Origin of the sequence: Clostridium polynesiense, assembly GCF_000820705.1 — a bacterium.
GTDB classification, from domain to species: Bacteria; Bacillota; Clostridia; order Clostridiales; family Clostridiaceae; genus Clostridium_AA; species Clostridium_AA polynesiense.
In genome coordinates this window covers 1-24,764 of sequence record NZ_CCXI01000147.1, presented here as the reverse complement: position 1 = coordinate 24,764, position 24,764 = coordinate 1, and the positions used below count along the sequence as shown (strand labels likewise).

The following is a 24,764-nucleotide window of genomic DNA, read 5'->3' as shown; positions in this document are numbered from 1 at the left end:
CAAGGTCATCGGAGAAAACCTCAAAAGATATAGACATGTCTGGTATTTTAGCTAAAACTTCTTTGGCAAAAGCTTTGTAATCCTTTATTCCTGCTTTTTTCATTAAGGAAGGGTTTGTTGTAAAGCCCTTTACTATACCTCTTTCGTATTCCTCAAGCATACCTTTTAAGTCTGCTCCGTCTGCATAAATCTTTACATTTAAGTCTTTTATGTTCATAAAATCACTCCTCTTATGTAAAATTAATTTTTGTTATATTGATGTGCAAGTTAATGCTGCGTTCTTGATAAGTTGATTATATACGTTTACATAGATGCTATAAAGTTCATTATCTTTCCCTTTACTTGTGGCAAATTCGAAGTTGCCGGGGAAAATGCTGTCAATAACTTATCCTTATAACAATAAAAATATTATTTCCTTCTTTTAAGCTTTTTATAATAAAACTTTATATTTTACTTTCTCAGATATAAAAAATAATTTCTCTGTTAAAGCTTCTAAATTACCATAAAGCTGCATAAAATATATAGGTATAATATGAGCAAGATAAGGGTGTTGAATATGTATATAACAGGGAAAAAACTGCTTTTTCTTGAGCTTATAGCCTTTGCATTTACCGCATTGGCGGGATCTGCTCTGCATTTTACCTATGAGCTTTCAGGCTATAATGACCTTGCAGCGCTTTTCAGTCCTGTGAACGAAAGCGTATGGGAGCATTTAAAGCTTGGCTATTTTTCAATATTATTTTTTACTCTGCTTCAGTATTACTCCCTAAAAGACTCAATCAAAAACATTTTTGTTGGAAAACTCACTGCAGCCTTAACCATGAACCTGATTATAGTTATAGCTTTCTATACTTACACCCACTTCACCAAGCATCCCATACTGGCTGTAGACATATCCTTGTATTTTCTCTCTGCCTTTATAGGTCACCTATTCTGCTACTTAATTTTAAAAAGCCCTAAAGATTTAAGAATACTAAACCTTATATGTTTTATTTCCATGCTTGCTATAGCTCTGCTATTTATGTGCTTCACCTTTAGCCCTCCAAATTATAAAATATTCCAGGAGGCAATTATAAATATAATTCAAAACACTTAAAAGCTTATGTATGTATGGAAATCTTTATTCAGATAAAAAAATCAGACAGAGAGTTATAGGCCTTATAAAATATGGTCTATAACCTCTGTCTTTAATTTATTAATCTGCTATCTGAACATTTATTGCCTGAGGACCTTTTTCTCTTTCTACAACGTCAAAGCTGACCTGCTGTCCCTCATGGAGCTCCTTCTTAAAGCTTTTTTCTTTAACCTGTGAATGATGGACAAATACATCTTTTCCGTTGTTTCCTGATATAAAGCCGTAGCCCTTTTCACAGTCAAACCATTTTACTACTCCAGTATTCATAATAAACCTCCAAAGCTGAATTTTATAGGGTTACTGACTTCTTTTTATAAGTATAAAAAGCTGTGCTGCCCTACTCTAGGTTTATTATGTACAAAACCCTCATTTACATACCATGATATGTGCAAATATTTTTAAGAAGGAATCTTTTTATTTTCATCCTTTTTATAAAAACTCTTTAAATTGCTGGTCAAAGCTTTAGATTTTTCTATGAGGCTTTTGCTTAAGCTGCTTATAGCTTCCACAGGGGCATTTTTAAGCTGCATCTTTCCAATCTCCAGTAAAGGCTCAATGAGGTTCATAGTATCTTCATAGCCTATTATCATCCTTTTTCTGACACTTTCCCGAGAAAAGTCCAATATTCCTGTAAATACTCCTCCTTGGTCAGAGGAGGGTATAATCTCTATAATTCTTGCATTGGGAAACCTGCTTCTGTCTATATAGTGCTCTCTGCTTAAATGCACAACAAAAATTATATCGCAGCCTTCTCCATAAATAGGCTGAATTGGTATATTGTCAGACATTCCTCCGTCTATATACTTTCTGGCATCTATTTCTTCACATTCATATACTGAAGGAATGGCAGAGGTTGCACATAAAATCCGCTTAACGGTTTCTCCATCATAATTATTTAACTTAAAATATTTGGACTTTATCTCAGGAAGCTCCGTACATGCGGCATACAAGGAAATATTTGACCTTAAAACCTTTTTAAAATCAATATCCTCATTAAGTATATCCATAAGCCCCTGCCTGGAAACATTGCCCTGTTCTAAAAGCTTTGGAGAATACTTTTTTATAAAATTAATATTTTTATTACCTAAAATAAGCTTTACTCCTTTTGCAAAAATTTCTCTGCTATCTATAGGAAGAATTTTTTCTAAAGTTATTCCAAGCCATATATCTTCTGCTTTTTTAAAATCTCCTTGGGCAAAGAGCACTCCATTTAATGCACCTATGGAAGTGCCTGACACAGCCTGTATATACTTATCAATTCCTAATTCCTTAAGTGCTTTCCAAACCCCTATTTGATAAGCACCTCTTCCTCCCCCGCCTGCTAACACCAAACCTATTTTCATGCAAAACCCTCCAATATATAAAACGGTCTTTTACTAATATATTTAATACAAATATTATTGCTTCATTTTATTATCTATTTTAATTATTGACACAATAATTTATATTTAATTCGAAAAAATAAAGTTAACTCTTGAGAGTTAACCCTATAATACCACTGCTTATATTAATTTTACAATAATTACTCACTAATAGGTTTGATAATTTAAAGGATTATAATTTTCTTTTGCTTTAAGGTAAAAGTGGGCATTAGTGGCCTTTACATAAGGAATAAGCCATAAAAATCCTATGCCTGCGGTAACGATAGAAAGTAGTGCCCATCCTAAAAAACTAAGCTGCAGGACAAAATAATCCCATTTATATCCCTTCATCATATCTTTGCTTATTTTCAGAGCTTCTGAAGCAGGTATATCAGGATTATCTGCCAGGATGTAAAATATCTGAGAATAGGAAAGAGATGCAATAATTCCCGGTACTATAAATACTAATGTCCAAAGAAATACATAAAGTAAATAAAGGAGATAAGCTATTAAAGCGGTGGTAAAATACTTAAAACCGTGGAAAACATCCTCTACTTCTCCTGTCTCATTTCTTGAAAGTTTTAAAAAGTAATAGTACACTCCAAGGGATATAGGGCCTCCAAGTATAAGATCTATAAATCCTAATTTGTTGTTAAAAATGGTTGGTACATCTATAATAATTATAGAAATAACACAAACCAATATAGCCGCTGCCCAATTCCCTTTTAGATCCATCTTTGCATTATTCTTTAATCGTTCTCTTGAAAAATAATCTTTCATTTCAACCATGCAAAGCTCCTTAAAAAATATTTATAGAGTATATATATTAAGTTTTCTTTATATTTATAACTTTTTTAATAAATATATTTATTATATGGAAATTTTTTAATATAATATGATAATATGATAATATTAGTATATTTAAAGTTATTCACTAAGAAAGGATTGAAAACTGATGTTCAATTTTTTTAAAAAAAATCAGGAGATAGTTGCACCTGTTACAGGTAAGGTAATAGACTTAAGCCAGGTTCCGGATGAAGTATTTGCCCAAAAGCTTGCAGGAGACGGAGTGGCTATAGAACCAACAGGCAATGAGATCGTTGCACCAGCAGATGGAGTACTTACTTTGATATTCAATACCAATCATGCTTTTGCAATAACCTTAAAAAATGGAGTAGAATTATTAATTCATATAGGAATTGATACCGTAGCTTTAAAGGGAGAAGGATTTACAAGGCTTGCTGAGCAAGGAACCAAGGTTAAAGCCGGAACTCCTATTGTAAAGGTAGACAAGGAATTTATTGAAAAGGCCGGATATTCCCTCATTACACCGGTACTTATAACAAATCCTGAGATAGTAAAGGATATAAACGGTGCTGTAGGAACAGATGCGGAAGCGGGTAAAACCGTGGTAATAGATTATAAGATGGCTTAATAATAAACCTGTCCATGTGGACAGGTTTATTATTTTTGTAAGTTATATTATGAATTCATTTGAGTCTTATTATGATTTATATTTAGGTTGTTTTATGAATTATATTTATTAAATTACAGATAATATAGCATAAGAAGGTATTACATTCTTAAACTTACAAAGGAAGGTGTACTTATATGGATAAGGATAAAGGGATATTGAATAATTGGCAGGATTGGAAGGAAACTTTAGGTACGGCAGTAAACGCCGGTGAGGGAATTGGGCTTTCTGAGGATACTATAAATAGCGTTTCCTACAGAGTCGGCAGCTTTTTATCCTCCTTTGTGGAGCCTAGAAGTAAAGAGGAGGCACTTTTAAGAGACCTGTGGAAGGAAGCTAATGAAGAAGAACAGCGCACTCTTGCTAAGATTATAGTAAGAATGGTAGATAAAAAATAAAGTTATATGTTAAGGTAGCAGTCTAAAGAGAATTGCCGGATTAATCTAACAAAAAAATAAAATTATATAATAAAGCATTGCCTCAGTTTTTAAATTTTCCAAGGCAATGCTTTAATTTTACTGATTTCTGCTGTTAAAAATGGGGGCTGATTTCATCCCTTTGTATCCGCTTTAAATCCTTCAGTCTAAGCCTTGTTTCCTGCATAATCTTATCCCAGGATTCCCCGGCCAGCATCATCTGCTTAGCCCTGTCTCTGGAAGAAGCCGTCTTAATATCTGCCATTAAAATCCCTCCTGTATATGCTTGTGATTCCCATTATAGTTTGCACAAAAGGAGTAATTTTATTATTTATTTTTGTCACTTGTCAGGTGCCTGGCACTTGGAAAAATCTTCAAAAAATTTCGGATAGGACTTATTTACCGCTTCGGAGTCTTCTATGTATACAGGTTCTATACATCTGGTGGAAGCAATGGCTAAAGACATCACAATTCTGTGATCATTAAAGCCTTTAACCCGTCCTCCTTTAAGGAAGGGAACTCCTTTAATTATTAAGGAATCTTCTTTTTCCTCCACCTGTGCGCCTAAGGCATTTAATCCCTGGCTTATGGCATTGAGCCTGTCAGACTCCTTTAATCTAAGCCTTGCTGCATTATATATTCTTGTGGTTCCTGAGCTTAAGGAGGCAAGCACCGCTATTATAGGAATTATGTCCGGAATTTGAGAAGCATCTATATCTATACCCCGAGTTTTGCTTTTTACAGCTCTTAATCCTTCCGAAGTCATCTTTATATCTGCTCCCATAGCCTTTAATATATTTATAATTTCACTGTCAGGCTGCAATGAATTATAACTTAAATTTTTTATCACTATATCTCCGTTTAAAGCTCCAGCTGTGAGCCAGAAGGCCGCCTGAGAATAATCCCCTTCAACACTATAATTAAAGGCTCTGTATTTATCTTTTCCCTTAATTAAGTACTTGTTCTCCTCTTTAATAATATTTATACCAAAACTCTTCATAACCTCTAAGGTCATATCCACATACTTTTCTGATTGAAGTTCTGTGGTAAGCTCTATTATTGAATTTCCTTCTGCAATAGGCAGAGCAAACAAAAGTCCGCTTATAAACTGGGAGCTTACATTCCCTCTAACCTTAAATTTTTCCGCCCTTAAGGGACCCTTTATATTTAATTCTCCCTGCGTCTTATTTAAATTAAAAGTAAGCCCCTGCTGTTCAAATATTTCTCTATATATATCCAAGGGTCTGGACATAAGAGTCCTGGAACCTTTTATAGTCCATGGTCTACTCCCTAAAGCGGCAATGGGGATTAAAAATCTTAAGGTAGAACCTGATTCTCTGCAGTAAAGAGTACTTTCTACCTGTATGTTTTTCCCCGTAAATTCTACTCTGTCCTCTTTTATGCTAAATTTATGTCCAAGAGCCTTTAAACAGTTTAAGGTAGCGGTTATATCCTGAGAAAAACTTATGTTTTCTACTGTACAAGGTTCATTGCTCAAGGCAGCACATATTAAGGCTCTATGTCCGTAAGATTTAGAGTACGGAACCTGAATATTACCTTTAAAAGGCTTAGGTATCAGCTTTATAACGCTCATATGCTCTTCTTGCTCCATTCTTTTTATATATTATAATTGAATAGTTTTAAGCTTTTATTTATGGAAAATATATATTCGTATAAACAAATTATAAGTATAAGTGAATATAAAAACAATCAGTTAACTCCCTCTCTTTTAGTTTCAAAAAATTTACTTTTCACTCCTGATTATTGGATTATAATGAAATTATAAATATATGGAAAGGAGCCTTTTAAATGGATGAAAGTAAAGCATACGCTATTTTAAATAATGGTGTTAAAATGCCATGGATAGGCTATGGAGTATTTAAAACAAAGGAAGGCGAAGAAGTAATCTCTTCAGTTAAAACTGCACTGGAAACTGGATACAGAAGCATAGATACAGCTAAAGCATATGGCAACGAAGAGGGAGTAGGAGCTGCTATAAGGGAATCTTCGGTACCTAGAGAGGACATATTTTTAGCCACAAAGGTATGGAACAGCGATCAGGGCTATGAAAGCACTTTAAAGGCCTTTGAAGACAGCCTTAAAAGATTGGATACTGATTATGTTGATTTATATCTGGTTCACTGGCCTGTGGAGGGTAAATTCATAGAAACCTACAAAGCTCTGGAAGATATTTATAAAGAAGGCATGGTAAAAGCTATAGGGGTATGTAATTTTAATATTCATCATTTAGAAGAACTTTTAAAAGAGTGTACAATACCTCCTATGATTAACCAAGTGGAGCTTCATCCCCTTCATTCACAACCTCAGCTAAGAGAATTCTGCCGGGCAAATGATATCCAGATAGAATCCTGGGGACCTCTCATGCAGGGTGGAAAAATACTTGATAATGAACTGGTAGGAAGAATAGCTTCAGAGTACGGTAAAACTCCCGCTCAGGTTATACTCAGATGGCATTATGAGAACAATCTAATTGCTATTCCCAAATCTATAACTCCCTCCAGAATAAAAGAAAATTTCGATATATTTAATTTTCATCTTTCTGAAGAACACAAAAAGATTATAGATGATATGAATATGAATTTAAGAGTAGGACCGGATCCGGATAACTTTAATTTTTAAATTTAATATAATGTATAAATAAATCCGGAGAATACACGATTTTCTCCGGATTTTTAATAAACTCATCTTCTTATTATTTTCTTAGATTATAAAATATTAAGTTTATATTTTTTAAATAAGATAAATTTTTTGGACTTTTCTGCCAAAAACATCTTGAATTTTCATCCAGGAAGTAGTAATATAATAAATATAGACACCCCCCAGGGGTGGGGAGGAGGATTATATGAATACAGAAAAGAAAAAAGCTCTTCAGCTTTTAAAAACCTGCAGAGGTCAGATTGACGGGATTATCAAAATGATTGAAGACGGAAGATACTGCATAGATATTTCTAATCAAATTATAGCCTCTCAGTCACTTTTAAAAAAATCAAACCAGCTGATTTTAAAGCAGCATATGCATTCCTGTGTTAAAGAAGCAATAACTGAGGATAAGGCAGATGAAAAAATAGAAGAAATGCTGGGCATATTAAACAAATTAATAGATAAATAATTATTCATGTCATTATATGAAATACTAAATAACATAAATCTAAATATTAAGGAGGTTTTATAATGAAAAATAAGACCTATAAAATAGAAGGAATGACCTGTGCTGCTTGTTCCAATGCAGTAGAAAGAGCCTTTAGAAAGGTTGAGGGAGCAGAAAAAGTAAGCGTAAATCTCACAACGGAAAAAATGAATATTCAGTTTGATGATGATAAGCTTACAGAACAGGATATTATGAAAACTGTTGAAAAAGCAGGCTATAAAGCGGTTCCATTGACTAAAAATTCCACTTTAAGAATAGAGGGAATGACCTGTGCCTCCTGTGTAGCTGCTGTAGAAAAATCTGTCGGAAAATTAGAGGGAGTTAAGAATGCCAGTGTAAATCTTACTTCAGAAAAACTTCAAGCGGTATTCGATCCTGAAAAGGTAAGCCTTGCAGACATAAAAAAAGCTGTAGACAGAGCCGGTTACAAGGCTATAGAAGAAGAAGAAAATATAGATGAAGATAAAGCCAGGAAGGAAAGAGACATTAAAAATCTCTGGAGAAGATTTATAATTTCAGCTATTTTTACAGTGCCTCTTATAATAGTAGCTATGGGGCCAATGCTTGGAATGCCTCTTCCAAAATTTATGTCACCAAATCACAATCCTTTGACCTTTGCCCTTGTGCAGCTGGCTTTGACCATTCCTGTACTATTTGAAGGAAGGAAGTTTTTCAGAGCAGGCTTTAAATCCCTTTCCTTAGGAAGTCCAAATATGGACTCACTTATATCCATAGGAAGCTGGGCAGCAGTACTATATGGGATTTTTGCCATAACTCAGATAGCTCTAGGAAAGCATCATTATGCTCACGATATGTACTTTGAATCTGCAGCTACCATATTAACCCTTATAACTTTAGGTAAATATTTAGAGTCAGTAACTAAAGGAAAAACCTCTGAAGCCATTAAAAAGCTTATGGGATTAGCTCCTAAAACAGCGGTGGTAGTAAGGGAAGGAAAAGAGATTCCAATTCCTTTAGATGAAGTTATCGTGGGAGACGTCCTTGTAGTGAAGCCCGGAGAAAAGCTTCCGGTGGATGGCGAGGTTATAGAAGGTACTACTTCTATAGACGAATCTATGCTTACAGGAGAAAGTATCCCTGTGGAGAAAGCACCAGGAAGCAAAGTAATAGGCGCAAGCATAAATAAGAACGGATTTATAAAATATAAAGCCACCAAAGTGGGAAAGGATACAGCTCTGGCACAGATTATAAAGCTGGTAGAAGAAGCCCAGGGCACTAAAGCTCCTATCGCTAAGATGGCTGATATAATATCCGGCTATTTCGTTCCTGTGGTTATATCTCTTGCTGTTATTTCCACCTTAGTATGGCTCTTTGCAGGAAAGGGAACCATATTTTCACTTACAATATTCATATCCGTTCTTGTAATAGCCTGTCCATGTGCTTTAGGTCTGGCAACACCAACAGCTATAATGGTGGGAACAGGTAAAGGAGCAGAGTACGGTGTTCTTATAAAAAGCGGTGAAGCTTTAGAAACAGCTCATAAAATAAATACCATAGTATTTGATAAAACCGGAACCATCACAGAAGGAAAACCTAAGGTTACAGATATAATTTCTCAAAACCTTTCAGAAGAAGACCTTCTACAGCTGGCTGCCAGTGCTGAAAAAGGATCTGAACATCCTTTAGGAGAAGCAATTTTAAAGGCTGCAGAAAATAAAAATATTCCATTAAAAAATACTGAAAGCTTTAAAGCTATAACCGGTAAAGGTATAGAAGTAACCATTGAAGGAAAAACAGTGCTTTTAGGTAATAAAAAGCTTATGCAGGAAAGAAACCTAAACACAGCTTCCATGGAAGAAGCTTCAAACAAACTGGCATCTCAGGGTAAGACTCCTATGTTTATAGCTGTGGATAATACTATTGAAGGTATAATATCCGTAGCGGATACACTGAAACCAAGCAGCAGCAAAGCCATTAAAAAGCTTCATGAAATGGGAATCGAAGTTGCTATGATCACCGGCGACAATAAAAGGACAGCAGAAGCAATCGCTAAACAGGTTGGCATAGATGTTGTGCTGTCAGAAGTATTACCGGAGGATAAGGCTAATGAAGTTAAAAAGCTTCAAAATCAAAGAAAAAAAGTAGCCATGGTAGGAGACGGAATTAACGATGCTCCGGCACTTGCCCAGGCTGAAATAGGTATAGCTATAGGTTCAGGTACAGACGTAGCCATAGAATCCGCAGACATAGTACTTATGAGAAGCGACATCATGGATGTGGTTACCGCCATACAGCTCAGCAACAAAACCATAAAAAATATTAAACAAAATCTTTTCTGGGCCTTCGGCTATAATACCCTTGGAATTCCTATAGCAATGGGAATATGGTATGCCTTTGGAGGACCGCTTATGAATCCTATGCTTGCCGCTCTAGCTATGAGCTTCAGCTCTGTGTCTGTTCTTCTTAATGCTTTAAGGCTTAAAACCTTTAAACCGGCAGTATAGTTTTAAAATACTATTAATTATTCCTATAATTCATATTTATATAAACAGAATAATTTATAATACTTTATAAATAAGAATTATTAAGGAGGTTTATATATGGTAAGAAAAAAAGCGGTTATTGAGGGTTTATTCACAGAAGGCAGCATGAAAAAGGTTAAAGATTCCTTAAGCTCATTGGAAAATGTTACTTCCGTCAGCGTAGAGCGGGAATTGGCCGTCATTGAGGGTGATACCTCAGACGATGACATCGTAAAGGCTGTGGAGGAAGCAGGGTTTAATGTAAATATGCTTCAGGAAATATAATATATAATTCTCAGGAGGTAGCAAAATGAAAGCAAAATTAATAATATCAGGGATGTCCTGCGGACACTGCGTTAAAAGAGTAGATAATGCTCTTAAATCCTTAGAGGGCATAAATTCAGCAGAAGTTAGTGTAGGGGAAGCAGTTATAGAAGGCAATGTTTCTATAGAACAAGTAAAGGAAGCTATAGATGATGCCGGTTACGATGTAGAAAAAGTAGAAGAGCTATAAAGATAAAAGCCTCTGTGATGGTGTGAAGTCACAGAGGCTTTTAAAATGTGAGGAAGGCTATATAAAAGTAAAATTAGCAATTTTATTTTTAAGATTAATTTACCCGCTTTATTTTTAAATATAAGCTAAGGCAATTAAACTTATAATCAGCACCGCTTCACCTAACCTTACTGCAGTCCTTTGCCTTAAAGGCCGTGATAGACAGTTTTCGCTTTCATTAAGATAATCGCTTATGTAATTTATAAATTCATTATCATCAAGCTTGTTTATCTCTTCATCGCTGAGGTTAAGCGGTTTACATTCAACATTTTCCTGAGTTCGGAATGCAAAGAATCTTAAATTTATGCCTATAAGTATGCCTAAAAACATAAATATTATAAGCTTGCACTCTTCCACTTTTTTCACCCCTTACCCTACATATCTACGTAACAAAAATCTACTTAAATTGTTACATATATATTATTCTACATATAATTGTAAACTCCTTCTATTTTTAAAAAATATTTTAAATTAATTTTTTATTCATATTCTATTATAAATAAAAAACGCAAAAAAAGACACTTATATTTTCAATAAATGTCTTTTTTTGTGTAAATAAGTATTTTCTTCTTTTAATTTAGCCTAAGAAAGTGTTTTCTACTTTAACAATTTCTGGCTGAGGTTTTTCAGTAAAAACTATTATGCTTCCACCTATAACTAAAGTAGCAGCAAATAAAACACCTAATAAACCAGCTATTAATCCTTTTTTCTTCATAATAAATTTTCCCCCCTTAAAATATTACCATTTTTTACTATTAGAATACTATACTTTATTCATTAATTCAATATATTTATCCAATTTATTACTATAATATTGAACTTTTTCCATATTATTCAACGAAACTTCTAGTTTAATCAATTTATTCAATGCATATACTTTATGTTTTTCAATTTCATTCTTATCGGATAATTTAATTAAATCTGTATATACATTAATAAGTTCCTCATAATTCTTATTATACGAATATATTTTTTCTAATTCTTTTAAAGCTATGAGCCAATACTCATAATCATTATATTTTTTACATAATTCAATCCCCTTATATATCACTTCCTCAGCTTTATCATACTCAAGCCATTTTATATATAATCTGCTTTTTTCAATTAGACTATGAGATAACCATTCAATATCGTAATTTATTCTAACATCATAAGATTTGTCAAAATAAATTTCGCTTTCATCATATTTCTCTTGAATAAGTAATACATTAGCCATATTATTATATATGATTCCTAGTAAGTTTCCATACTCTTTATTTACTTCTCCTTGAAATATATTGTTAATATCTAATCCATCCAATAAATCCCAATAAATACCCAAGCATTTCTCGTAATCTTTTTTATACTCGTAGCAATTTGCTCGAAGAAGCTCCATCTTTATATATATTATATTTTCTTTATCTTTATCTATCTTTGTGCTAAATTCTTCTATTATTGATAAGCATTCTTCTATTTTTCCTATATTTATATAAGCTAAGGATAAATTGACCGCTACTCTATTATATATTCCATAACTATCATCTAACTCTGATATATACAGAGCATTAGTAAAATATAATATAGCTTCTTCATATTGTATAAGTTTTAATTTGCATACCCCCATGTTATTAAAAATGGAGGGTCTTTCCTGAAGGTAATTGTTTAGATTTAAAATTTCCATAGCTTCGCTATAATATATAAAAGCTTTAATCGGTTCTTGATTAAAAAGCACTAGATCTCCCATTCTTTTATATACCTTATACTTGGCATAAGGTACATTATAATCATCAGAAATCTTTAAAAGCTCCTCACATTCCTCCAAAGAAGCATTGTCCTCTACCCTCTGAATACAATATCTTTCAGCATCCTGCTTTATATCTCTGTAGATATACTCCTCATCCAGGTTAAGCTCTATCCCCTTTTCTGCGGCAATGGACAGAATCCTTCTCATTACGCTTATAGCATTTTGCCTGCTGAAATTCCTTTTTTCTTTTTCAACCATAGAAATAAATTCTCTGGTTACATTCTCATCAGCCAAATCCTTTTGCCTCAGATTTAGTTCTATTCTTAATTTTTTTAATTTCTCTCCTTGAGTCAGGAATTTCACTCCAGCCCCTCCTTACAAAAGGATTTTATATATTGACTATATTCTCAATATATTTATTTAATCTTTCATTATATTTATAAGCCTCCTGAAAATTTTTCTCTTTAATTTCCAGTCTTATAAGGCTATTTAGTGCATACATAAGTTCTTTTCTTAATTTATTTTTTTCGGCTATGCCTAATATTTCCTTGTAAATATCTCTAAGGTTTTCTACATTATTATCCTTTTTATATACTTTCTCCAGCTCCATTAAGGCTAGTATCCAATACTCATAGTCATTATGCTTTTTACAAAGTTCAATTCCATGAAAAATGTTATTATAAAAACACTCTAAATTTCCCAGCTCATAATAAAGCTTGCTTTCATCTATGATGGTGTGGGATACAAATTCTTTATCATAAATACTTCTGATTTCATAAGCCTTTTTAAAATATACACTGCTTTCTTCATAATCCTTCTTTTTAAGATGCATACCCGCTATATTATTGTAGATGTTTCCCAGAAGAGCTTTCTCTATATCCTCTTCTTCCTTTAAAAGCAAAGAATAATTTTCCGCACATTTCTCTAATTGATTTTTATAATCATAACAGTTAATTTCTAAGATTTTAAGTTTTATATATAGCTGCTTTTCTATATTTTTGTCTATTCTTTTATAGCATTTATTTATAGCAACCAGCGAATCTTCAACTTTAAAAATGCTTATATAGGCTAAAGCAAGATTGTATAATGCTTTATTATATACCTGATAAAACTTCATATTGTTGCTTAAAATAAGACAACTATTAAGGTAATAAATAGCTTCATCATACTGCAATATTTTAAGCTTAGCTATTCCCATGTTATTATATAGGAATATTTTTTCTTTCTTTAAGTTGTTATCATTTGAGATGTCTAAAGCTATCATATAATTTATGTAAGCTTCTTCAAATTTTTGACTTAAAAGCAGAGAGTCTCCCATTCTTTTATAAAGCTTATATTGTGCATATGGAATGTTTATATCTTCTATCAAAAGAAGCAGCTCCATACATTCTTCAAAGGCAGCACCTTTATCTACTGCTTGTACACAATAATTTTCAGCATCCTCCCGAGGATGTTTTGAAGTTACTAATATCTCTTTTAACTTATGTGTATGATATGAATTTTCCAGTATTATCACCACCTAATGGGAAAATAATATTATTTTGTCTGAAAATTTACTATAAAACTATTATACCCTTTAATATTTGGTTAATAAAGAGTTTTATAGAATTATTTTACATTTTTATAATATTTTATAATACTAACTATTGTTTTTGACATTTTACTTTAATAAGCTTTTGGAGTAAATGTTATAAATTTCTTCCTTTGTTATTTTTTCAGGATGATTTTTCAACTTGGCTTCATTTCCTGCAAAAGCTTCAGTATATTCCCTAAGTTCTTCTTCAGTAACTTCAATATCCACATTTAAAAGCTTACTAATTATATCACCCAATTCATCGATGGTATTTAATCCTATTATATTTAAAATTTTATTTATCCTGCTCTTATCTTTAAACACCTTAAAGTACTCTCTATATAATATGCAGTTTGCTTTTCCGTGAGGAAGTCCTTTAAAATATGTTAATGCATATCCCATACCGTGAGGAAGAGAGGTGCCTACCTGAGCTATAGCCATGCCTCCTAAGGTAGAAGCCCATAAAAGCTTTTCTCTGATTTCATAATCTAAGGTATTGTTTATTAAAGGTTTCAGGCATTGCCCAAAAATATCCATACCTTTTTCTGCATAGGTGTCGCTGAGAAGGTTAGCTCCGGTGTTTAAGTATGCTTCTGCAAGGTGGGAAAATGCATCCAAAGCTGTGCTTACGGTAATACTGTAAGGCATATCCATCATGTATTTAGGATCCAGGAAAGTAATATCAGCAAAGACGCTCTGTCCTAAATTTTTTTTAGTCTTATCAGCATGATCGGTAACAATAGAATACTGAGTTACTTCTGTTCCGGTTCCTGATGTTGTAGGAACAGCTATTAAAGGTACACTTTTAAGAGGCGGAGCTCCTAATACGCTTCGTGCATCATATTCCTTATTATTTATAAGAATCCCTATAGCTTTTGCAGCATCTATAGGAGATCCTCCCCCTATACCTATAATAAAACTTATATTCTCCTCTCTTCCAAGTTCTGCAGCTCTTCCTATAGTCTCAATGGAAGGATTTTCTTCAACTTCATCAAATAAAATGTATTCCGCTTCACAATACTCTAAGGCTTTTATCACATCTTCTAAAGAACCGTTTTTCCTGGAAGAACTCTTTCCGGTTATTATAAAAGCTTTCCCCTCATACCTTTTAAATAATTCTCTGTTATTTAACACAGCCTCTTTCCCAAAATATATTTCAGAAGGCATGCTGTATTTAAAACTCTTCATAAATCCCCCTCCATAAATCTCATTTATGCTTATTATATCATTTAATTTACACTATAAAAATAAGTTATTAATAGTAAAATCAAGATAATTATAGATGTAAACTATTGCAAATAAGTAATAATTGCTAATTTTTATTAATATACTGTTGAATAAATAAAAAGGAAAATATACAATAAAGGTATAGTTTATTTTTTAACGAAACAATCGGTTTTTAATCCACCTTCTTCAAAGTTGGTTTATTAACGGATAATAAAATTTAATAGAAACCTCAAATCTTATTGCAAGGATTGCTTTCTAAGCAAAAGGATAATGGCATTACAAATCCAGTTCTTTAACGCTGGAGTATTTCTCGTGCAAATTAACCTTCTGCTTATACAGGGGGTTTTTATTTTTAGGAGGATTAGATATTTGGAAACCAGAGTAGGAGTTATTGCAATTGTAATTGAGAACATTAATTTCGCCCCTAAAGTCAATGAAATTTTACATGAATATTCCTCTATAATCGTTGGAAGAATGGGAATCCCTTATAAGGAAAAGGGGATCTCTGTAATTTCTGTCATTGTAGATGGAACTACTGACGTTATAAGCGCTCTTACAGGAAAGCTTGGCAAAGTTTCCTCGGTGAATGTAAAATCTGCTATTACTAAAAAATAGGAGCGTAATTATGAAAAATATTAAAGAATTGATAGATAATATATGTTCAGGCTATGATCCTGACTTAGAGGATTTAAAAGAAATAGTTTCATTAGAAGGTTCAGAAGCGGATTATCTCTTTCAGGCAGCAGACAGGGTAAGAGAGAAATACTGTGGTGATGAGGTTCAAGTAAGAGCAATTATAGAATTTTCCAATCACTGCAGATGTCTTTGCGCTTACTGCGGTCTAAATGCAGAAAACAAGTCCGTTAAAAGATACCGGATGACCATTCAGGAAATAGTTGAAAACGCAAGGGAAGCCATTGATGCAGGATATAAAACCTTGGTGCTTCAATCCGGAGAGGATATGTGGTACACCTCTGATAAGGTATGCACTATAGTTAAAAAGATAAAAGAAATAGATGATGTGGCTATAACCCTAAGCATGGGCGAGAGGAGTTATGAGGAGTATAAAGCATTTAAGGAGGCCGGGGCGGACAGATATCTTATAAAACATGAAACCGCTGATGAAAATCTCTACAACTCTCTTCATCCTCATTCCAGCTTTAAAAGCAGGGTGCAATGTCTTAAGGATTTAAAAGATTTGGGCTTTCAGACAGGTAGCGGTTTTATGATAGGTATACCTGGACAGACTTATGAAACCATAGCAAAGGATATCATGCTTTTAAAGAAAATAGGAGTTCATATGGCAGGAATAGGGCCCTTTATACCTCATCCTCTCACTCCTTTACGGAGCGCTGTTACAGGAAGCACCTTCAATACCTTAAAGGCTGTAGCAGCTTCCAGGATAGTGTTAAAGGACGCTATGCTTCCTGCCACTACATCTTTAGGAGTAGTAGATTCTAAAAGCAGAAATCTTGTTTTTGCTTCAGGAGCTAATGTCATAATGCAGAAGGTAGAGCCCTACAAATACAGGAGGCTTTATGATATATATCCAAAGCCTTACGGCAGCGAACTTACAGTAAAAGAAGAAAGAGAAAAACTTAATGAGTATATAAAAAGCTTCGGAAGAGGAATAGGAACAGGCCGGGGAGACCACGGAAAGCTTATGGATTAATAATTATAAATGGGAGATGGTTTAAATGATAAGAGAATACAAAGCAGAAGAATTTATAGTAGATAAAGAAATTAATGAAGCTATGAAAAACGGTGAAAAGCTTTCTAAGGATAGGGAATATATAAATTCTCTTTTGGATAAAGCAAAATCCCTCAAAGGTCTTACCCCCAGGGAGGCTGCAGCACTTTTATATGTAGAGGATGATGGTATACTTCAGGAAATGTATAAGACTGCCGCCTTTATAAAGGAAAGGATTTATGGTAGAAGGATGGTCATCTTTGCCCCATTATATGTAAGCAATTATTGTGTAAATAACTGCGTATACTGTGGATATAAAAACTCAAATTGCCAGCTTCCAAGAAAAAGGCTCACTATGGAGGAACTTGCAGAAGAGGTTAGAATACTTGAGTCTATGGGACATAAAAGGCTGGCTCTGGAGCTGGGAGAGGATCCTGTAAATGCACCAATAGATTACGTTTTAAAATGCATCGATACTATCTACTCCCTTAAATTTCAAAATGGCAGTATAAGAAGAATCAATGTTAATATAGCAGCAACTACAGTTGAAGAATATAAAATGCTTAAAGATGCCGGCATAGGTACCTATATATTATTCCAGGAAACCTATCATAAGGATACCTATGAAAAGCTGCATCCTCAAGGTCCAAAGCATAACTATAATTATCACACTACAGCTATGCACAGGGCACGAGCTGCGGGAATCGATGATGTAGGTATGGGTGTTTTATATGGCTTATATGATTATAAATATGAAACCATAGCAATGCTTATGCACAGTGAACACTTAGATAAGGAAACAGGAGTTGGACCTCATACTCTATCTGTACCTAGAATAAAGCCTGCAGAAAACGTAAGTATTGAAAACTATCCTCACTTAGTAGACGATAAGAGTTTTAAGAAAATAGTAGCTGTTTTAAGGCTTGCAGTTCCTTACACAGGAATAATTATTTCTACAAGAGAAGAAACAAAATTTAGGGAAGAGATTATGAAAGTAGGTGTTTCCCAAGTAAGCGCAGGCTCCTGTACAGGGGTAGGAGGCTATTCCAGTTCAGTGACTAAGGATCCTAATGAAAAGCCTCAGTTCGAGGTGGGAGACCATAGGTCACCCATGGAAATAATAAGGAGCTTATGCAGCTCAGGATATATTCCCAGCTACTGTACCGCATGCTATAGAGAAGGAAGAACCGGTGAAAGATTTATGGCTCTGGCAAAAAAAGGACAGATTCATAATGTATGTCAGCCTAATGCAATCCTTACTTTAAAGGAATATTTAGAGGATTATGCTGATGAAGAAACCATAGCTGTAGGAGAAAAAGTTATAGAGGAAGCTCTTAAAGAAATTCCTAACGAAGCAGCAAGAAAAGCCTGTGAGGATAAGCTTGTAAGGATAGCTCAAGGGGAAAGAGATCTGAGATTTTAAATTAAAGGAGCATAAATATGATAGATACACCTAAAGGAAACAGGCTTCATATATCTATATTTGGGAAGAGAAATGCAGGTAAATCAAGCCTGGTAAATGCACTTACAAATCAAAACCTCTCTCTGGTTTCAGATACACCTGGAACCACCACAGACCCTGTGGCTAAGGCCATGGAACTTTTACCCATCGGTCCGGTAGTGATTATAGATACCGCAGGTTTAGATGATGAGGGAGCCTTAGGTGAGCTAAGGATAAAGAAAACCCGTGAGGTTATGGATAAGACGGATCTTGCTATACTTACCTTCACTTTGGAAAATTCATATACCTTAGATTCTTTAGAGGTCATAGATACCAGACTGGAAAAACAGTGGTATGAGGAATTAAAGGAAAGAAATATTCCGGTTATAGGAGTTTTAAATAAAATAGATCAAAAAGATTCCCCATTGGAGATATTATCGGAGAAATTTCCTATTCCCTTTGTAAAAATAAGCGCTAAAGACAAAAAAAATATAGGAGCTCTTAAAGAAGCAATAATAAAATATGCTCCTACAGACTTTGAGCTTCCTACCATTATAGGAGATATATTAAAACCTCAATCCAGAGTGGTTTTGGTGGCTCCCCAGGATATTCAGGCGCCTAAGGGAAGGCTTATACTCCCGCAGGTACAGGTTATAAGAGATATTTTAGATAATGGCTCCATGGCTCTTACCGTAAAGTATACAGAACTTCCTGAACTTTTAAATTCTCTTAAGGAAAAGCCTGATCTTGTAATTACGGATTCACAGATATTTAAAAAGGTAAATTCCTTAATACCCGAGGACATCCCCCTTACCTCCTTCTCAATACTAATGGCTAGATATAAAGGAAGCCTTGAGGTCTTGGTCAAGGGTGCTAAAGCTATTGATGCCCTAAAAGGAGGAGACAGGGTTCTCATTGCAGAAGCCTGCACCCACCATGCTCAAAAGGGTGATATAGCAAGAGAAAAGCTGCCAGGCTGGCTTTTAGAAAAAGCGGGCTGCAGACTTGATATACAGGTTAATTCAGGAGCAGATTTTCCTGAAGATCTCGCTTCCTACAGCCTTGTAATACACTGCGGATCCTGTATGTTTAACAGAAAACAGCTTATGTCCAGGCTTCTTAAAGCAGAGGCTGTGGGTATACCAATAACTAATTTCGGAATTGCCATAGCTCACATAAACGGCATACTCCCAAGGGTTACCTCAATGTTTCCTGAGCTTATAAAATAACCTCAGGAAAAAAATGGGGCTACCCCTGGGGTGCTTCCAGAAAAAAGGAAGCACCCCAGGGGTAGCCCCATTTTTTGGGATTATGTATTTTTCTCTGAATTCAAACATATAATTACCATGACTATTTTTAGGAGGTAACTTCATGTATTGTAGAAATTGCGGCGGTGAGATAGATACAAATGCTAAGATATGCATAAAATGCGGAGTGGAAAAATTTAAAGGAACAGCCTTTTGCCATAACTGTGGAAATACCACAGAAGGAAATGCTGCTATATGTACAAACTGCGGTGTAGAATTGAAAAAAGTAGGCGGAAAATCTAAAATGGTAGCCGGAATTTTAGGACTACTTTTGGGAGGATTGGGTGTACACAGGTTTTATTTAGGCTATATGGGCATAGGAATACTCCAACTGGTTTTAACCTTTGTCACCTGCGGAATATCTTCCATATGGGGATTTATAGAAGGAATATTGATTTTAATAGGTAACTTTGATAAGGATGCTGATGGCAACAGCCTCACAGACTAGATTAAAAACTAAAGAAAGCTTCATATTATACTTTAGAATAATAAGATCAGTATTTTATATAGTTATAATCACAGCATTATGCTTTATTCCTCTTTCCTTTATAGAAAACAGAAGCTTCTGTATATTTTATAATTTATTTTCTATAAAATGTCCCGGCTGCGGTTTAACCAGAGCATTTTTTAACATAGTGCACTTAAATATCCATAAAGCATTTGAATATAACATCCTTATCATAGTTCTCTTTCCTATGATAGTTTTTTTAGCAGGTTATGATATCTTCTGGATTTTTACCCACAGAAAGCCTTTGAATTTTATAGAAAAATTGTTGTTTAATAGGCTTTGCCGAAGAAAAATATAATTTTATCTATTTCTTCCAGCTATTAAGTCGCAAAGTTATTTTTTCTACTTTCAATTTTCTTCTATTTTATCCCAGTAAATATGGTATTATCATTAATAATAAAATTTCTGGGGTTGATAGTATGAAAAAAGAAAGTAAAGAGAATTTTGCCTCCAGCTGGAATTCTGTAAGAAGATTCGGAAAGCCTCTTTATATTAAAAAACAGGGATTTATATTTTCCATAAAAATCTTTTCATGTTTAATGATTTTCTTTATCCTCATTTACCGCCACCTGAATTTAAATATGGAACTTTTAAATTTTATTTTACTTTTAGCACTGTGCTGCCAGGGCTCAGGAATGTATTTGGCTAATTTAGCCTGGGAGGAAAATGAGAAAAAATATAAACAGATATTAGAATATTATGATTTACTGTAATTGATTAAGAGAAATATATGCGCCTATTAAAATAAATTAGGATATATATTTCTCTTTTTATTTATATACGGCTAGCTTTATTTCAATTTTTTAAATTTATATTAATATACTGATTTAAAAGAGGACCATATATTAATAAAATGTAAAATAATTCTATCCTCTAGGATAAATCACTATAAAATGATATAGTGAAATTAGTAACAAATTTCCAATAACAGCTATAGACCTATAATCGGAGATGATTTTATGAAGAAAGTTATGTTAATTTATAATCCTAAATCCGGAGAGGAAAAATCTGCGGAGAATTTAGATAAGATAATTTCAATACATCAGGAACATGGTTTATATGTTTGCCCTTTTAGACTTCAGGAGGATTTTAACCTAAAAGAAGCGTTGAATTCTTCCGAGGAATACGAATATGTAATAGCTATGGGTGGTGATGGTGCCCTAAATTCTGTAGTAAATGCATTGAAAGCAAATAAAATAGATATTCCTATAGCAGTGCTTCCCGCAGGCACTGCTAATGATTTTGCAAAATTTATAGGTATTCCTTTAAATGTTGAGGAGGCCTGTATTCAAATAATAAAGAGCACTCCTAAACTTATGGATATAGGAAGATTAAACAACTCTTACTTTACAAATCTAGCCAGCACAGGATTTTTTGCTAACCCTAATGAACCTACTGATGATTCTCAGAAAACTAAAATGGGAAGGGTTGCTTATACGTTAAATGCAATTAATCAGATAAAAGATATTCAGTGCTATGATTTTAAAATAGAAGCTAAAGAATACAGCTATGAGGGTTCTCTGCTTGGGGTAATAGTATTAAACGGAAAAACCATGGCTAATGTTGAAGTTGCCTCAGATGCATCTATATCTGATGGAGCCTTAGATGTATTAGTAGTTAAAGAACAGGTTCTGGAAAGCAAGTTTCAAAATGTAATAAAGCTTATCACCTCCGGTAAATTTGAAAATCTTCAAGGAATAGATTACTTTCAAACCTCAAAGCTGCTTATACAATGCATCAGCCAGCCTTTAACTGACTTAGACGGCGAAAGAGGACCGAATCTTCCCGGGAAAATTCACTGTATACCTAAAGGTATACGAATTCTAGGGGTAAAAGAAAATCCTTAAGGTTAATTATTAAAAAATTATATATCATTTCATCTTAGGAGGATTTTTATGGAGAAATTAATAATTAAAAACTTTTGGGAAATGCATCCCGGATTACATCAAAGGATAGAAACCAGCAGCTTTATAAATGCTGACGATTCTATTAAGAAGGAAGCCCACTTAACACGGGAGCTTAGAGAAAAATCAGGTTTGGATAAACTTGTACAGGGTCTGGAATTTATAGTTATAAATACAGAAGACCAGAAACTTTTGCCTGCAGTGGAGGAAATTTTAATCTATACAGGATATGATCTTAAGGAAAGCTTTGAAAATGAAGAGCAAAAGGTTGTTGTTCTTTGCTGCGAAAACTCACCGGATCTTCTTATTACCGTAAGAAAAAACGGAGAAAATCCTTTCTATCCCCTTAACCTGAATCCTAAATCTGAACATCTTCCCAATACAAGAATCGAAGCTTTTTTCTACAGGACACCGGAACTTTCAAAATACCATTCTATCCAATTAAATAGAGGTGTAATCTTTACTTCAAATAGTATAGTTAACAAAGAAAACTATGAAATCCTACAGACTATACCTTCCTGCTTTACAGGTATCTCCTATGGTTTTGTCAACTGGAAAGGAGAAAGGATCTATAAGACATCTAAAGATACTGATATGGCTATAGATGTAAAGAAGCCAGACTTTCCATATATAAAAAATATTAAAAATATAGATCATGCAGCTACAAGACTTCCTGCTAAAAATAGGGATGCAGCAATTATAGAGTTTATGGAGCTCACGAACTATAACTTTGAATTTGCCATATATGTAGAAAACTTAAATTCCATAACTAATGTAGCAAGGCTTTCTGCAAAGGACTTTGCTATGGTATTTACCTCAGGAATATCCTCTGAAAATAATGAAGAAAATTTAGGTCCTACAGAAAAATTCGTAAGAAATTATGGAGCAAGAGTGCACCATTTAGCTTTTATAACAGAAAATATCGAGGAAACCTTTCAAAATTTGAAGGAAAAGGGACAGAGATTTTTAATTGATCTCGTTGGCTCTGAAGAGGAGGGCTTAAAACAAACCTTCACCTATCCCTCACCAAATACCTTAATAGTAAATGAATATATCCTTAGATATGGAGACTTTGACGGTTTCTTTACTAAGAGCAATGTTACCAATCTCACTTTAGCCACAGATAAACAGTAAAATAACTCATTAAAACCTTATTAAAGCTGCCTTATATGATAAGGCAGCTTTAAAATTAAAAAATATATCTATTTAATAGCCAGGGTTTCTATTACTGTTGTTCTATCCTGAAGTTCCTTTATAGGATTTTCTCCTTCAAGCTCGAATCTATAATCCATTCCATTTCTAAATATGTAATCTTTTATAACTTCATTGGAAGGTACCCATATGTTATTTACCTTTTTATTAAATGTTCTAAATCTTGAATTCTCGTCTAAGTCTTTTACGCTTACATAACCTTGATCCTGAGTAGTTAAGTGTATCTGTTCTTCTAATATCTTTCTGATATACTCCTTATTAGACTGGAATTTAAAGATGCTTGGGAGAGCCTTTGGCAGCATATCCTTTGCTTCTTTTCCTTCCTTCTCTTTTAAAAGTTTAACAGCGTGATTAAGATGTCCTATTTCCATATATAAATGTTGTTCCCAAAGCTTCTTAAGAACTTCATCCACTTCTTCCTTATACATTGAATAATAAAGCCAGCATTCAGTATATTCGTGCATTAAAAGCATTTCATACCAAGACATATTAGGATCGTTAAGAGATTCGTAATGGCTTACGTGCTGCTCCTCAACCTGTCCAATTTCCATGTATAAGCCTCTGCCTAAATTACTGCCATGTCTATTTCCATTATTCATATAAAAATTCATTGTCTGCTGCTCTCCGGCAACTATAGTTAAAATATTTAGCTTAGTTTGTATATCAGCATCATCCTTGTTAATATGCTTTCTTATCTCGTCCTGAGGATGTCTATGATGCGCTGCAGTTGGTCTTCCGGGAGTTATTTCTGTATATTCCTGAACCACTCTCTCCGCCTTTATTCCACATTCTAAATCCATTAAATCAGCATATCTGTATAAATGATCGAAATCCTCCAGAAGTGCAAAATCCAAGGCTTGTTTTACATTCTCGTCCTTTTCATTTTGAGCTAACCATGCTGTAAGATCTACAGCTACCTGCTCATAACCTATGGTTACTTCCAACAGAGTTTCATCTGCAGGTATTTGATAGTTTACTGCCTTCTGCTGCTGCTGTTCGATTCTTCTGCTTTCAGCTATTACCTTTTTTACCTCCATATCATCACAGTGTCTGTTAAACTGATGAAGGAATATTGCTGCTTCGGTTTCAATTCCGTTCATAAGAATAATTCTTGCCCTGGTATAAGGGTGAACAGTAGTCTTGTCATAGGGAATAGGATTAAGATTTCTCCAATCTCTATATTGTTTTTCAATAGGGGTTCCCTTTTCTTCTAAAGGATTAAAGGACATAATATACACCTCACTTAGTTATTTAATAAAATAACAATAACACTGGAATATGAAATCATAGTTAAATATATATCAATATTTTATTAAAATTGCTTTCATTTAACAATGTATACTGATTCAGGTGCTTTTTCTATATAAATATATTTAATTTTCGGTATCAGTGTAGTCATTTATTGTTTGCTTTCCCTCTTAAATATATAAATGAAACAATGTATATTATATATAATAAATTTTATATTTTTGCATAAAAAAATGGCTTCAGATTACTCTGAAGCCATTGGTGGCTCACCGGGGAATCGAACCCCGGACACCATGATTAAAAGTCATGTGCTCTACCGACTGAGCTAGTGAACCACATT

The 24,764-nt window shown here is 33.9% G+C and carries 29 protein-coding genes and 1 tRNA gene; 17 read left to right on the top strand and 13 right to left on the bottom strand.

Features of this window, described 5'->3' with window-relative positions:
- Positions 1-217, bottom strand: a 217-nt coding sequence (locus TA89_RS16095) for a transaldolase family protein (RefSeq protein ID WP_040214802.1), incomplete at its 3' end; no start/stop codon positions are given.
- 315 nt (positions 218-532) lie between these two features.
- On the opposite strand from TA89_RS16095, the gene TA89_RS16090 reads away from it, so the two are divergent.
- Complete coding sequence (locus TA89_RS16090; RefSeq protein ID WP_147590159.1) at positions 533-1,096, top strand: DUF6512 family protein; 564 nt, start codon at positions 533-535, stop codon at positions 1,094-1,096.
- Positions 1,097-1,195: 99 nt separating this feature from the next.
- On the opposite strand, the gene TA89_RS16085 is transcribed toward TA89_RS16090, so the two are convergent.
- The 3 genes from TA89_RS16085 to TA89_RS16075 all read right to left on the bottom strand — a co-directional run bounded on the left by TA89_RS16085 (position 1,196) and on the right by TA89_RS16075 (position 3,285).
- Complete coding sequence (locus TA89_RS16085; RefSeq protein ID WP_040214800.1) at positions 1,196-1,402, bottom strand: cold-shock protein; 207 nt, start codon at positions 1,400-1,402, stop codon at positions 1,196-1,198.
- Positions 1,403-1,533: 131 nt separating this feature from the next.
- Positions 1,534-2,478, bottom strand: a complete 945-nt coding sequence (locus tag TA89_RS16080) for a patatin-like phospholipase family protein (protein WP_040214798.1) — start codon at positions 2,476-2,478, stop codon at positions 1,534-1,536.
- Between the two features lie 186 nt (positions 2,479-2,664).
- Positions 2,665-3,285, bottom strand: coding sequence for a DUF975 family protein (locus TA89_RS16075; RefSeq protein WP_052447571.1), 621 nt, complete (start codon positions 3,283-3,285; stop codon positions 2,665-2,667).
- Between the two features lie 166 nt (positions 3,286-3,451).
- Between TA89_RS16075 and TA89_RS16070 the strand changes: the two genes are divergently transcribed.
- Both TA89_RS16070 and TA89_RS16065 read left to right on the top strand, forming a co-directional pair.
- Entirely contained in the window at positions 3,452-3,931 is a 480-nt protein-coding gene (locus TA89_RS16070) for a PTS sugar transporter subunit IIA (protein ID WP_040214796.1), read from the top strand.
- A gap of 176 nt (positions 3,932-4,107) precedes the next feature.
- The gene (locus TA89_RS16065) at positions 4,108-4,368 is read left to right on the top strand and encodes a DUF3243 domain-containing protein (protein ID WP_040214795.1); all 261 of its coding nucleotides are present in this window, start codon (positions 4,108-4,110) and stop codon (positions 4,366-4,368) included.
- A 133-nt stretch (positions 4,369-4,501) separates the two neighbouring features.
- Here TA89_RS16065 and TA89_RS18670 read toward each other — a convergent pair whose 3' ends face one another.
- Both TA89_RS18670 and aroA read right to left on the bottom strand, forming a co-directional pair.
- Positions 4,502-4,651 (bottom strand): hypothetical protein, encoded by a 150-nt coding sequence (locus TA89_RS18670; protein WP_187119325.1) that lies wholly within the window; start codon positions 4,649-4,651, stop codon positions 4,502-4,504.
- Positions 4,652-4,726: 75 nt separating this feature from the next.
- Positions 4,727-5,980, bottom strand: coding sequence for a 3-phosphoshikimate 1-carboxyvinyltransferase (aroA, locus tag TA89_RS16060; protein WP_040214794.1), 1,254 nt, complete (start codon positions 5,978-5,980; stop codon positions 4,727-4,729).
- Between the two features lie 215 nt (positions 5,981-6,195).
- Here aroA and TA89_RS16055 point away from each other — a divergent pair, with 215 nt between their 5' ends.
- From TA89_RS16055 to TA89_RS16035, 5 genes are all read left to right on the top strand, one after another.
- A complete protein-coding gene (locus tag TA89_RS16055) occupies positions 6,196-7,026 on the top strand; it encodes an aldo/keto reductase (RefSeq protein ID WP_040214793.1) in 831 nt (276 codons plus the stop codon).
- 223 nt (positions 7,027-7,249) lie between these two features.
- A complete protein-coding gene (locus TA89_RS16050; protein WP_040214792.1) occupies positions 7,250-7,516 on the top strand; it encodes a metal-sensing transcriptional repressor in 267 nt (88 codons plus the stop codon).
- Between the two features lie 62 nt (positions 7,517-7,578).
- Positions 7,579-10,020: a heavy metal translocating P-type ATPase gene (locus TA89_RS16045; RefSeq protein ID WP_040214791.1), complete on the top strand. Its 2,442-nt coding sequence runs from the start codon at positions 7,579-7,581 to the stop codon at positions 10,018-10,020.
- A 96-nt stretch (positions 10,021-10,116) separates the two neighbouring features.
- Positions 10,117-10,323: a heavy-metal-associated domain-containing protein gene (locus tag TA89_RS16040; RefSeq protein ID WP_040214790.1), complete on the top strand. Its 207-nt coding sequence runs from the start codon at positions 10,117-10,119 to the stop codon at positions 10,321-10,323.
- Positions 10,324-10,348: 25 nt separating this feature from the next.
- Positions 10,349-10,552, top strand: coding sequence for a heavy-metal-associated domain-containing protein (locus TA89_RS16035; RefSeq protein ID WP_040214789.1), 204 nt, complete (start codon positions 10,349-10,351; stop codon positions 10,550-10,552).
- A 114-nt stretch (positions 10,553-10,666) separates the two neighbouring features.
- On the opposite strand, the gene TA89_RS16030 is transcribed toward TA89_RS16035, so the two are convergent.
- The 5 genes from TA89_RS16030 to TA89_RS16015 all read right to left on the bottom strand — a co-directional run bounded on the left by TA89_RS16030 (position 10,667) and on the right by TA89_RS16015 (position 15,075).
- Positions 10,667-10,948: a hypothetical protein gene (locus TA89_RS16030; protein ID WP_040214788.1), complete on the bottom strand. Its 282-nt coding sequence runs from the start codon at positions 10,946-10,948 to the stop codon at positions 10,667-10,669.
- A 220-nt stretch (positions 10,949-11,168) separates the two neighbouring features.
- Entirely contained in the window at positions 11,169-11,306 is a 138-nt protein-coding gene (locus tag TA89_RS18420; RefSeq protein ID WP_156120048.1) for a hypothetical protein, read from the bottom strand.
- Between the two features lie 48 nt (positions 11,307-11,354).
- Positions 11,355-12,677, bottom strand: coding sequence for a helix-turn-helix transcriptional regulator (locus TA89_RS16025; RefSeq protein ID WP_040214787.1), 1,323 nt, complete (start codon positions 12,675-12,677; stop codon positions 11,355-11,357).
- Positions 12,678-12,702: 25 nt separating this feature from the next.
- Positions 12,703-13,833 (bottom strand): tetratricopeptide repeat protein, encoded by a 1,131-nt coding sequence (locus TA89_RS16020; protein WP_147590158.1) that lies wholly within the window; start codon positions 13,831-13,833, stop codon positions 12,703-12,705.
- A 141-nt stretch (positions 13,834-13,974) separates the two neighbouring features.
- On the bottom strand, positions 13,975-15,075 hold the full coding sequence (locus TA89_RS16015) for an iron-containing alcohol dehydrogenase family protein (protein ID WP_040214785.1): 1,101 nt from the start codon (positions 15,073-15,075) through the stop codon (positions 13,975-13,977).
- A 408-nt stretch (positions 15,076-15,483) separates the two neighbouring features.
- On the opposite strand from TA89_RS16015, the gene TA89_RS16010 reads away from it, so the two are divergent.
- The 9 genes from TA89_RS16010 (at position 15,484) to TA89_RS15970 (ending at position 23,098) form a co-directional block, all read left to right on the top strand.
- Positions 15,484-15,729: a TM1266 family iron-only hydrogenase system putative regulator gene (locus TA89_RS16010; protein ID WP_040214784.1), complete on the top strand. Its 246-nt coding sequence runs from the start codon at positions 15,484-15,486 to the stop codon at positions 15,727-15,729.
- 10 nt (positions 15,730-15,739) lie between these two features.
- Complete coding sequence (gene hydE, locus TA89_RS16005) at positions 15,740-16,786, top strand: [FeFe] hydrogenase H-cluster radical SAM maturase HydE (protein WP_040214783.1); 1,047 nt, start codon at positions 15,740-15,742, stop codon at positions 16,784-16,786.
- Between the two features lie 25 nt (positions 16,787-16,811).
- Entirely contained in the window at positions 16,812-18,227 is a 1,416-nt protein-coding gene (gene hydG, locus TA89_RS16000) for a [FeFe] hydrogenase H-cluster radical SAM maturase HydG (protein WP_040214782.1), read from the top strand.
- A gap of 17 nt (positions 18,228-18,244) precedes the next feature.
- Entirely contained in the window at positions 18,245-19,474 is a 1,230-nt protein-coding gene (gene hydF / locus TA89_RS15995; protein ID WP_040214781.1) for a [FeFe] hydrogenase H-cluster maturation GTPase HydF, read from the top strand.
- A gap of 142 nt (positions 19,475-19,616) precedes the next feature.
- Entirely contained in the window at positions 19,617-20,000 is a 384-nt protein-coding gene (locus TA89_RS15990; protein WP_040214780.1) for a TM2 domain-containing protein, read from the top strand.
- Complete coding sequence (locus TA89_RS17845) at positions 19,972-20,358, top strand: DUF2752 domain-containing protein (RefSeq protein WP_082023986.1); 387 nt, start codon at positions 19,972-19,974, stop codon at positions 20,356-20,358. Before TA89_RS15990 ends, TA89_RS17845 begins: the two co-directional genes overlap by 29 nt.
- Before the next feature lie 121 nt (positions 20,359-20,479).
- Positions 20,480-20,773 carry a hypothetical protein gene (locus tag TA89_RS15980; protein WP_040214779.1) on the top strand — a complete coding sequence of 98 codons (294 nt, stop codon included), beginning with the start codon at positions 20,480-20,482 and terminating at the stop codon, positions 20,771-20,773.
- A 246-nt stretch (positions 20,774-21,019) separates the two neighbouring features.
- Positions 21,020-21,907 carry a YegS/Rv2252/BmrU family lipid kinase gene (locus TA89_RS15975; protein ID WP_040214778.1) on the top strand — a complete coding sequence of 296 codons (888 nt, stop codon included), beginning with the start codon at positions 21,020-21,022 and terminating at the stop codon, positions 21,905-21,907.
- A 48-nt stretch (positions 21,908-21,955) separates the two neighbouring features.
- Positions 21,956-23,098, top strand: a complete 1,143-nt coding sequence (locus tag TA89_RS15970; RefSeq protein WP_197073462.1) for a VOC family protein — start codon at positions 21,956-21,958, stop codon at positions 23,096-23,098.
- A gap of 68 nt (positions 23,099-23,166) precedes the next feature.
- On the opposite strand, the gene TA89_RS15965 is transcribed toward TA89_RS15970, so the two are convergent.
- Together TA89_RS15965 and TA89_RS15960 are read right to left on the bottom strand one after the other, a co-directional pair.
- A complete protein-coding gene (locus TA89_RS15965; RefSeq protein WP_040214777.1) occupies positions 23,167-24,405 on the bottom strand; it encodes a hypothetical protein in 1,239 nt (412 codons plus the stop codon).
- A gap of 278 nt (positions 24,406-24,683) precedes the next feature.
- Positions 24,684-24,759: transfer RNA gene (locus TA89_RS15960), tRNA-Lys, on the bottom strand.
- Positions 24,760-24,764: the final 5 nt, after the last annotated feature.